At 76.2% G+C, this 9682-nt stretch carries 9 protein-coding genes and 1 pseudogene; 4 read left to right on the top strand and 6 right to left on the bottom strand.

Going from position 1 to position 9682, the window contains the following annotated elements; genetic code table 11:
• Positions 1–25: 25 nt before the first annotated feature.
• Positions 26–349, top strand: a complete 324-nt coding sequence (locus NH602_RS32275; protein WP_374210256.1) for a phosphoenolpyruvate carboxylase — start codon at positions 26–28, stop codon at positions 347–349.
• On the opposite strand, the pseudogene NH602_RS23640 reads toward NH602_RS32275, so the two are convergent.
• Positions 244–1089 (bottom strand): annotated as a pseudogene (locus NH602_RS23640) (protein kinase); the annotation flags it as partial. The gene NH602_RS32275 and the pseudogene NH602_RS23640 overlap by 106 nt on opposite strands.
• 121 nt (positions 1090–1210) lie before the next feature.
• Between NH602_RS23640 and NH602_RS23635 the strand changes: the two are divergent.
• Positions 1211–1564 carry an Rv2175c family DNA-binding protein gene (locus NH602_RS23635; RefSeq protein WP_062396076.1) on the top strand — a complete coding sequence of 118 codons (354 nt, stop codon included), beginning with the start codon at positions 1211–1213 and terminating at the stop codon, positions 1562–1564.
• A 13-nt stretch (positions 1565–1577) separates the two neighbouring features.
• Here the strand turns inward: NH602_RS23635 and NH602_RS23630 are convergent, their stop codons facing one another.
• The 4 genes from NH602_RS23630 to NH602_RS23615 form a co-directional block, all read right to left on the bottom strand.
• Positions 1578–2573: a phytoene/squalene synthase family protein gene (locus NH602_RS23630; RefSeq protein ID WP_253068933.1), complete on the bottom strand. Its 996-nt coding sequence runs from the start codon at positions 2571–2573 to the stop codon at positions 1578–1580.
• Complete coding sequence (gene mptB / locus NH602_RS23625; protein ID WP_253068932.1) at positions 2554–4167, bottom strand: polyprenol phosphomannose-dependent alpha 1,6 mannosyltransferase MptB; 1614 nt, start codon at positions 4165–4167, stop codon at positions 2554–2556. Before mptB ends, NH602_RS23630 begins: the two co-directional genes overlap by 20 nt.
• Before the next feature lie 77 nt (positions 4168–4244).
• Positions 4245–5804 (bottom strand): phytoene desaturase family protein, encoded by a 1560-nt coding sequence (gene crtI, locus NH602_RS23620; protein ID WP_253068934.1) that lies wholly within the window; start codon positions 5802–5804, stop codon positions 4245–4247.
• A gap of 5 nt (positions 5805–5809) precedes the next feature.
• On the bottom strand, positions 5810–6910 hold the full coding sequence (locus NH602_RS23615; protein ID WP_073574434.1) for a polyprenyl synthetase family protein: 1101 nt from the start codon (positions 6908–6910) through the stop codon (positions 5810–5812).
• Positions 6911–7099: 189 nt separating this feature from the next.
• On the opposite strand from NH602_RS23615, the gene NH602_RS23610 reads away from it, so the two are divergent.
• Complete coding sequence (locus tag NH602_RS23610; protein ID WP_253068931.1) at positions 7100–8023, top strand: methylenetetrahydrofolate reductase; 924 nt, start codon at positions 7100–7102, stop codon at positions 8021–8023.
• Positions 8024–8164: 141 nt separating this feature from the next.
• Here NH602_RS23610 and NH602_RS23605 read toward each other — a convergent pair whose 3' ends face one another.
• Positions 8165–8587, bottom strand: coding sequence for an ATP-binding protein (locus tag NH602_RS23605; protein ID WP_253068930.1), 423 nt, complete (start codon positions 8585–8587; stop codon positions 8165–8167).
• A 186-nt stretch (positions 8588–8773) separates the two neighbouring features.
• Here NH602_RS23605 and NH602_RS23600 point away from each other — a divergent pair.
• Positions 8774–9682 (top strand): glycosyltransferase family 4 protein (locus NH602_RS23600; protein ID WP_253068929.1); only part of this gene is annotated, 909 nt, incomplete at its 3' end.

Here is a 9682-nt window from a genome sequence, read left to right as displayed (position 1 = left end):
CTCCGACTCCAACAAGGGCGCAGGGATCACCGCGTCGCAGTGGCAGATCCACCGGGCGCAGCGCCAGCTGCGCGACGTGGCCGCCGAGCACGGGGTGCGGCTGCGGCTGTTCCACGGCCGCGGCGGGGCGGGCGGGGGCGGGGGCGGGCCGGGCGGGCGCGGCGTCGCGGTCCGGGGCAGGCCCAGCCGGTCGGCCGTGTCCAGCAGCTCGCGGCGGAAGTGCTCCGCGTCGACCGGGCGCTGCTCGGGGTCCCGCGAGGTTGCCCGGGCGACGAGGGCGTCCACGGCCGGCGGCAGCCCCGGGACCAGCGCCGACGGTGGCGGCACATCCTCGTTCACGTGGCGGTAGGCCACCGACAGCGGGTTGTCGGCGGTGTAGGGCGGCTGCCCGGTCAGCATCTCGTAGAGCACGACCCCGGCGGCGTAGACGTCGCTGCGGCCGTCGGCGCGGCCGGACACGACCTGCTCGGGGGAGAGGTAGGCCATCGTCCCGAGGATCATCCCGGCGTGGCTGACCCCGGCCTCGGCGGCCGCGGTGAGCAGGCCGAAGTCGGCCACCTTCACCTCGCCGCCGGACGAGATCAGTACGTTCTCCGGCTTCACGTCGCGGTGCACCATGCCGAGCCGGTGCGCGCGGGCCAGGCCGGCGAGGACCGGTTCGAGCACCCGCACCGCGGCCGGGAGCCCGAGCGCCCCGCGGGCGCGCAGCACGTCGCGCAGGGTGCCGCCGTCGACCAGCTCCATGACGACGAACAGGCTGGCCTCGCCCAGCGGGCCCGCGGGGACGGTGCCCCGGTCGTAGACGGCGACGACGCACGGGTGGTCGATCCGGGCGGCCAGCCGCGCCTCCCGGTCGAACCGGGTACGGAAGGCGTGGTCCCCGGCCATCCGCGGGTCCATCACCTTGATCGCGACGGCGCGTTCGAGACGGGTGTCGGTGCCGTGGTGCACCGTCGACATGCCGCCGCGGGCCAGCACCGGGCCGACCCGGTAACGGCCGTCGAGCAGCACCTCGCCGGGGCCGTCGGCGGCGAGCCGCCCGGCCCCACCCGGGATGCCGGGGTCGGCCGGACCGGACGGTGAGCTCATCGCGGGTGAGGCTACCGGGGGCGATCCCGGCGGTCGCGCAGGTGGTCGGCGTCGGGGCCGCGGGCGGGCCGGTCCGGTGGGCGTCGGCGCCGTCCGGGACGGTGTGGGACAGTGTCCGGCTGTGAACGAGTCCCTCCCCGCCGCGGTCACCGAGGAGACGCTGAGCGTCGCCGAGGTGGCCGACCGCCTGTCGATCCCCGTCTCCCGGGTCCACCAGCTCGTCCGCGACGGTCAGCTCCTGTCGTTCAAGAACGGGCACGACGTCGTCGTCCCGACCGCGCTGCTCGACGACGACGGTGTCGTGCGCGGGTTGCCGGGCACGATCGTCGTCCTCCGCGACGGCGGCTACGACGACGACGCCATCCTGAGCTGGCTGTTCACCGAGGAGGAGTCGCTCTCCGGTGCTCCGATCACCGCGCTGCGCGCGGGCCGGCACAAGGAGATCAAGCGCCGCGCCCAGGCCATGGCCTTCTGAGGGTTCCGCCGGCTCACCCGCGGGACGGACGCCCGGCGCGTTCGCGCGCCAACTCGGTCCCGCGGGCGGCCAGCGCCCGGCCGAGCCGGGGCAGCGCGACGGCGGCCCGGCGCCCGTTCGGCACCGCGACCCGGTGGGTCAGCACGTCGTAGCCTGCGTCGGCGATCTCGTCGAGGATCTCCGCGTACAGCACCCGGGCGGCGCCGACGCAGGCCCGCGACACCGGCTCCAGCATCGGGATCCCGGGGTCGGCCCGCCGGTAGGTGGCCCGGGTCCGGGCGACCAGGTGGGCCAGGGCGCGGCGGATCCGCGGGTCCGGGCGCCCGGTGCGCCGGCTCCAGGCCAGCAGCTCCCGGTCGACGCCGAACGCGGCGAGTTCGTCGGCGGGCAGGTACACCCGGCCGCGGTCGAGGTCCTCGCCGACGTCGCGCAGGAAGTTCGTGATCTGGAACGCCACGCCCAGCAGCGCGGCGTGCGGCTCGGCCTCCGCCCGCGGGACGACCGTCCCGAGCACCGGCAGCGTCTGCAGCCCGATCACGGCGGCCGAGCCGTGCACGTAGACGGCCAGCTCGTCGTCGGTGGCGTAGTCGGTGACGGTGAGGTCCATCCGCATCGAGACCATGAAGTCCCGGAACAGCGACGCGTCGAGGTCGTGGCGGCGCGCGGTCTCGGCGACGGCGAGCACCTCGGGCCTGCTGCCGGGCAGCGGGGCGCCCGCCAGCGCGGCCGCCAGCTCGGCGTCGAGCGCGTCGAGCCGGGTGTGCGGGTCCCCGCCGCCCGCGCCGTCGGGGTCGTCGACGATCTCGTCGGCGAAGCGGGCGAAGCCGTAGAGGGCGTGGATGTCGACCCGTCGTGCCGGGGGCAGCAGCCGGGTCGCCAGGAAGTAGGTGCGCCCGTGCTCGGCGTGCAGCGCGCGGCAGGCCGCGTAGGCGGCCCGTAGCTGCGGGTCGGTCAGGCCGGCGGCGTCGAGCTCGACGCGCCCGGCCCGCTCAGCCGCGGACGCCCGCATCGGTGGTGGGCGCGGTCGACGGTGCCTCCGGGGCGCCCCGGCGCAGCCCCAGCGGGTCCGGGCGGAGCAGCGACACCGCAGCCAGGACACCGGCCAGGGCACCCGCCAGCAGGTAGTGCGGCACGTAGAGGGCGGTCTCGCCGTCGGGGAAGTACACGATCATCAGCCAGATCGAGCCGGCGACCACCCACTGCAGTCCGCGCGCGCTCCACGGGGTCATCGCGAGCAGGCAGAACCCCCAGCTCAGGTACCACGGCAGGGTGGTGGGGGAGAGCACGGCGGCCAGCGCGAGGGCGATCGCGGCATTGCGCACCGCGGCCCGCGGGTCGTCGCGGCCGCGCCACCACAGCAGGGCGATCAGCAGGCCCATCACCAGCGCGCCGATGAACCGGAACGTGTCCACGAACGCCTGGGTGTTCACCTCGCCGGCGAACATCCCGGCCACGCTCGCCGTCGCCTGACCGACGGCGGTCGGCACCGACAGCCAGTTCACGATCATCGACGGGGCGCTGAGCGCGGGCAGCCAGCCCAGCCCGAGACCGGTGAGCCAGGTGGCCCCGCCGAACACGACGCCGAACACGGCCACCGACGGCACCCCGGCCCGGACCAGCCGCGACCAGAACCCGCCGGACAGCGTCGCGGCCCACACCAGCACCAGGAACGGCAGCACGATCCCGGCCGAGGCCTTCACCGCCATGGCCAGCGACGCGACGACGATCGCCCACACGAACCGCTGCCGCAGCGCCAGCAGCGCCGCCAGCGGCAGCAGGCCGACGACCAGCAGGTCGTTGTGCACCCCGCCGACCATGTGCACGACCATGACCGGGTTCGCCACGGCCAGCCACAGCGCGACCGCGGGACGCCCGCCGAGGCGCCTGGTCAGCGCGGGCAGCACCGCCACGAGCAGCAGCAGCCCGGTGACCAGGGTCAGCCGCATCAGCACGACGCCGAGCAGCACGTTCTGGCCGACCAGCAGGACCACGCCCTGCGCGAGCAGGATGAACAGCGGGCCGTAGGGGGCGGGGGTGTCCTGCCAGAAGAAGTGGACGTTGTCGGTGAAGATCCCGCCCATGGTGTCCGGCCCGACGACGTACGGGTCGTACCCGGCCAGCGGCAGCGCGCCCTGGGCGAGGTAGCTGTAGGGGTCGCGGGTGAACAACGGCGCCGTGACGAGCATCGGCAGCATCCACACCGCCGCCGTCGTCAGCACCGCGCGGCCACCGGCGCGCCGGGCGAGCACGGCGCGGCCCAGCCGCACCCACGCCCACACCATCAGCACCAGGCCGACGTAGATCACGATCGTCGCGAGCATCGCGCCGTGGCCGTAGCGCCAGAACGACAGCGCCGAGTTGCCGATCACCGGGTCCCGCATCGGGATCCCGCCGCCGCCGAACGAGCCGAGGAACATCAGCACGGTCCCGGCCAGCCCCAGCAGCAGGACACCCCGCGGCGGCGAGCCGAGCCGCTCGACCAGGCCGGGGCCCGCGGGCTCCGGTGCGGGCGGCGGGGGCACGACCGCGCCCGCGCCGGGGTCCGGCGTCACCGTCTCGGGTGCCGCCGGGCGGGGGAGCGGGGGCGAGGGCTGAGCCGTCATCGTGTCCGTGTGTGCTGGTCGGGCATCGTCGGGAGCATGATTCCACGCCCCCCGGCACCCGCCCTCAGTGCCCCGTGTCAGTGCCCCGTGCGCGCGGCGGCCCCGCGCCCGGCGTGCTCGGCCGGGCGCGGACCGGTGATCCGCTCGGCCGCCAGCCGCCCGGAGATCAGGACCGGGGGGATCCCGACGCCCGGGGTCGTGCCGCACCCGGCGAGCACCGCGTTCGCCGTACCGCGGACCAGGTTGCGCGGCCGGAACGGGCCGGTCTGGGCCAGCGTGTGCGACGCCGAGAACGGCGTGCCCGCGGCCATCCCGGCGGCCGCCCAGTCCTGCGGGGTCCACATCCGGGTCCAGCTCGGCTGCGCGGAGGGGTCCACCAGCCCGCGGTCGGCGAGCACACCGAACAGCTCCTCGGCGTACGCCGGGCCGACCCGGTCCCAGTCGATGCCGGGCGCCACCGCGGTGTTCGGACACGGGGCGAGCACGCTCATGACCTCGCGCCCGCCGGGCTGCAGCGACGGGTCGGTCAGCCCGGGCCGGGTGACCAGCAGCGACGGGTCGGACATCAGCTGTCCCTCGTCGATGATCTCGCGGAAGGTGCCCGCCCAGGAGCCGCCGAAGGAGATCGTGTGGTGGTGCTGCGCGGTGCCGGGGGCGGGCGTGGGCATCCCGGCGTGCACGACGACGGCGCTGGGCGACCAGCGCAGCCCGACCGGACGCCGCGGTGCGCCGCCGAGCAGGGCGTAGGCCGCGGGCAGCTCCGGGGTGAGCACGACCGCGTCGCACGGGGTCAGCGACTCGTCGGCGCCGTCGGGACCGGTGTGCCGGACCGCGGTGACCCGGTCCCCGGAGCGGTCCAGGCCGGTGACGGTGCGGCCGTAGTGGATCTCTGCTCCCGCGTCGGCGGCGGCGCCGGCCAGTGCGGTGCCCATCATCCGCATGCCGCCGCGCGGGAAGTACACGCCCGCGACGGTGTCCATGTAGGCGATCACGCCGTAGGCGCCGAGCGCGTCGCGCGGGGAGACACCGGCGTAGAGCGCCTGGAAGGAGAACACCCGGCGCAGCCGCTCGTCGGGCAGGAAGCGGTCGATCCGCTTCCCGAGCCGCCCGAAGCCGCCGAGGGCGGCGAGCCGGGCCAGGTCGGGGCCGAGCAGCGACAGCGGCGAGTCCATGTTCGCGCCGATGAAGTTGTCCATCTCGGCGCGGTAGAGGTCGGTGAGCCAGTGGCGCAGCCGCCGGTACCCGGCCGCGGAGTCCGGGCCGCACTGCTCGCGGATCTCGTGCTCCATCGCGGCGGCGTCGGTGTGCACCGCGATCGCCGAGCCGTCGGCGAACTCGGCCCGGTAGGCCGGGTCGAGGCGGACCAGGTCGAGCCGGTCCGCGGTCGTCTCGCCGACGGCGGCGAACGCGGAGTCCAGCAGCTCCGGCATGGTCAGCACGGTGGGGCCGGTGTCCAGGGCGTAGGTGCCGTGGTCGTCGGTCACGTCGAGCCGCCCGGCGCGCCCGCCGGGGAAGCTCTCCCGCTCGACGATCGTGACGCGGCGGCCCGCGCCGAGCAGGTGCAGTGCTGTCGACAGCCCGGCCAGCCCCGCCCCCACGACGACGACGTGGTCGGTGTGCCCCTCGATCCGCCGCACCCCGCTCACCAGGCCCGCCGGGTCGCGCGCTCGGCCAGCTCGAACAGGTGCGAGCGGCCCGGTTCGGCGACCGGTGCGGAGTCGAGCGCGTCGAGCGCGGCGCCGGTGAGCGCGGCGATCCGCTGCTCCACCGACTGGACCGCGCCCAGCTCCGACAGCGCGGAGCGGGCCCGTTCCAGGCTCGCGGCGTCCAGGTCGGGGTCGCCGAGCGCGGAGAGGACGACGTCGGCCGCGGCCCGGTCCCCGCGCTGCTCGGCGCGCTGCAGGGCCGCGGCGACCAGCAGGGTCCGCTTGCCCTCACGCAGGTCGTCCCCGGCGGGCTTGCCGGTGACCCGCGGGTCGCCGAACACGCCCAGCAGGTCGTCGCGCAGCTGGAAGGCGACGCCGATGTCGGCGCCGTAGCGCCGGTAGGCCGCGACGACCCGCGGGTCGGCCCCGGCGATCGCCGCGCCCAGGTGCAGCGGCCGCTCCACGGTGTAGGCGGCGGTCTTGAACCGGTCGATGGTCAGTGCGGTCGACTCGGCGGTGTCCCCGGAGGCCTGGGCCAGCACGTCGAGGTACTGGCCGGACAGCACCTCGGTGCGCATCGCCCGCCACGGCTCGGCGGCGCGGGTGTGGGCGCCCTCGGGGAGCGCGGCGGCGTGGAACATGTCGTCGGCCCACACCTGGGCCAGGTCCCCGACGAGGATCGCGACGGCGGCGCCGAACCGCGCCGGCGGTCCGGACCAGCCGTTCGCCGCGTGCATCCGGGCGAACTCCACGTGCACCGTGGGCCGGCCGCGGCGGGTGGAGGAGGCGTCCATCAGGTCGTCGTGGACCAGGGCGCATGCCTGGATCAGCTCCAGCGCGGCGATCGCGCTCAGCACGCCCTGGGCGTGCGGGTCGGCCGGGTCGCCGCCCGCGCCACGCCAGCCCCACCAGGCGAAGGTGGGCCGCAGCCGTTTGCCGCCGCCCAGCACGAACCCGGCCAGCGCGTCGGCGGCCGCCGCGACGACCGGGTCGATGCCCAGCACCTCGGTGCGGCGGCGGTCCAGGTACCCGGCCAGCACCCGTTCCACGTGCTGGGGCAGCGCGTCGTCGAGCGGAGCCGGACCTGCGGTGGACAGGCCCGGGGATCCGGACGGACCGGACGGTGCGGACACGGGGGAGACGGGGTCGGCCACGACGACCAGGCTATCGGTGCACCCGGGAACCGGCCCGTCGATGCCGTCGTGGTGCACGTCATGGCGGGGCACAGACGGTGCGCGCCGGTCGGTGGACGACCGAACGGCGGTGCGCACCGTAAGGTCGTCGGGGTGACGACGAGCTCCGCATCCACGGTGACCGAACGGATCAACGTCGACCGCCCCTTCTTCGCGGTGGAGTTCTTCCCGCCCAAGGACGACCGGGGCGAGGCGGAACTGTGGCGCGCCATCCGCCGATTGGAGGTGCTCGACCCGGCCTACGTGTCGGTGACCTACGGCGCGGGTGGCTCCAGCCGTGACCGCACCGTCCGCACGGTGGAGCGGATCGCCACCGACACGACGCTGTGCTCGATGGCGCACCTGACCGCCGTCTCGCACTCGACCGATGAGTTGCGCCACGTGATCGGGTCGCTGGCCGCCGCGGGCGTCCGCAACATCATGGCGCTGCGCGGGGACCCGCCCGGCGACCCGCTCGGCGAGTGGGTCGCCCACCCCGACGGGCTCGAGTACGCCGACCAGCTCGTCGCGCTGATCAAGCGGTCCGGCCCGTTCTGCGTGGGCGTCGCCGCGTTCCCCTACGGCCATCCGCGCTCGGCCGAGCTCGAGACCGACACCGAGCGGCTCGTCGGGAAGTTCCGGGCGGGCGCGGAGTTCGCCGTCACCCAGCTTTTCCTGGAGCCCGACGGCTTCCTGCGGCTGCGCGACCGGGTCGCCGCCGCCGGGTTCGACCAGCCGATCATCCCCGGCATCATGCCGCTGACCTCGGAGAAGACCTTTCACAAGGGGCCCGAGCTGTCGGGCTCGCCGCTGCCGGCGGCGCTCGTCGAGCGGCTCGCGCCCTACTCCGGTGACACGGCGGCGTTCCGCGCCGCGGGCATGGAGGTCACCGGCGAGCTGTGCGAGCGGCTCCTCGCCGAGGGTGTCCCCGGGATCCACTTCTACTGTCTCAACCGGTCGACGGCGACGACCGAGCTGGTCGATCGTCTCGGGCTGGCGCCGCGCCACGAGGGCACCCGGCTCTCCACGCCGGCCTGACCGTCCGCGGCGGGGCCCGCACGGGCCCGTCGCGGTGAGCCCACCCCGATGAGCCGGGTCCGGCCACCCGGTCCCCGGCCGGGACCGTCCGCCCCGCCCCGGCCCGGCCCGGTGGCTCCGGCCCGCCGGACGGGCGGGTGGTCAGGAGGCCGGGCGCACCAGGTGCAGGTCCGGGGCCGGGCGGGCGCCGACCGGCCCGACGTCGGCCCAGGTCGTCTTGCCGCCGTGGTGCCGGCGCACCCCCCAGCGCTGCGAGAGCCGGCCGACGATCTGCAGCCCGCGTCCGCGGGTCGCGGTGGGGTCGTAGGGCTGCTCGCGTCCGCGCACGACCGAACCGTCGCGCACGCGCAGCCGTACCGCGCCGTCGCGCACCCGTGCGGTCACCAGCATCGGGGTGTGCGCGTGGTCGACACCGTTCGCCACCAGTTCGTGCAGCACCAGCGTCGCGTCGCCGACGGTCGCGTCGTCCACCAACGGGGTCAGGAACCGCGTCAGCTCGTGCCGGGCCGTGCGGCACGCGGCCGCGTCGGGCTCCACCCTGAGGATCCAGGACTGTGCGGTCACGGGCCCGCCCCCTCCCCGTCCTGCCGGGCCGGCCCGCCCGACGCGACCCGGTTACCCGATGTGCCCGCCTCGCACACCCCCGCGGTCGCCCACCCGGGGGCGGACCGGAGCGGGTACGGTCACGGGTCCGACGCGTAGAGCCAACTGCGCGTGCCCGCAGCCGCGAGCACGACGTGGAGGCTCCGCTTGCGCATCGCCGTCATCCGTACCCCCGAGGTCCCGCGAACGTGCGGCGCGGGGATCACCGCCGCCTCGCTGGCCGCCGCCGGTCACACGGTCCGGGTGTTCACCGACGTCCCCGACGACCCCGACCTGACCGCCCCGGCCGACGGCGGCACGCTGCGCGTGCAGCCGTGGGAACCCGGGCAGGACACCGCACTGGCCGCGGCGTGGTCCGACGACCCGCCCCAGGTGGTGCACGCCATCGGACCGCGCGCCGGGGCCGCCGCCGTCGCGACCGGGGTGCCGGTCGTGCAGGTCTATCCGGCCGACTGCCAGGGCCCGGCCGCGATCCCCGCGGCCCGTACCGGGTCGTCGCAGGGGGCCGCCCGCGTGCTGGCCTCCAGCGAGGAGCAGCACACCGCCCTGCTGCGCCGCGGGGTGCCGCGGGCGGTGCTGCGGACGGTGCCCGCCGCCGTCGACACCGACGTGTTCGCCCCCGACGGGCCGGCGCTGCGCCGGGACGACCGGCCGCGGTTGCTCGCGGTCGGCTCGCTGGCCGACGGCGCCGGGATGGACACGGTGATCCGTGCGCTGTCCCGGATCCGCACCGCCGAGCTGCTCGTCGCCGGCGGCGCGGCGGACCCGGACCCCGACCGCGCGCGCCTGTTCGGCATCGCCCGCGAGGCCGGCGTCGCCGGGCGCGTCCGGTTCCTCGGGCCGGTCGAGGGCGGCCTGATGCCGCGGCTGCTGCGCTCGGCCGACGTCGTGGTCGCCGCACCGGAGCGCGACGTCGGGGTCGGGCCGGTCCTGCAGGCGATGGCCTGCGCGCGGGCGGTCGTGGCGACGAGCGTGGGAGGGCTGCGCGACGTCGTCGTCGAGGGGGTGACCGGGGTGCTGGTCCGCCCGGCCCGGCCCGCCGAGCTGGCGGTCGCG

The organism is Pseudonocardia sp. McavD-2-B (genome assembly GCF_024124365.1).
Taxonomy (GTDB): Bacteria; Actinomycetota; Actinomycetes; order Mycobacteriales; family Pseudonocardiaceae; genus Pseudonocardia; species Pseudonocardia alni.
The sequence above is the reverse complement of the archived record's forward strand: the minus strand, read 5'-3'. Positions and strand labels throughout refer to the sequence as shown.

Coding starts and splice junctions, on each gene's coding strand:
- NH602_RS23630 (WP_253068933.1), bottom strand. CDS start 2,573: ATGCGGGCGTCCGCGGCTGAGCGGGCCGGGCGCGTCGAGCTCGACGCC.
- mptB (WP_253068932.1), bottom strand. CDS start 4,167: ATGACGGCTCAGCCCTCGCCCCCGCTCCCCCGCCCGGCGGCACCCGAG.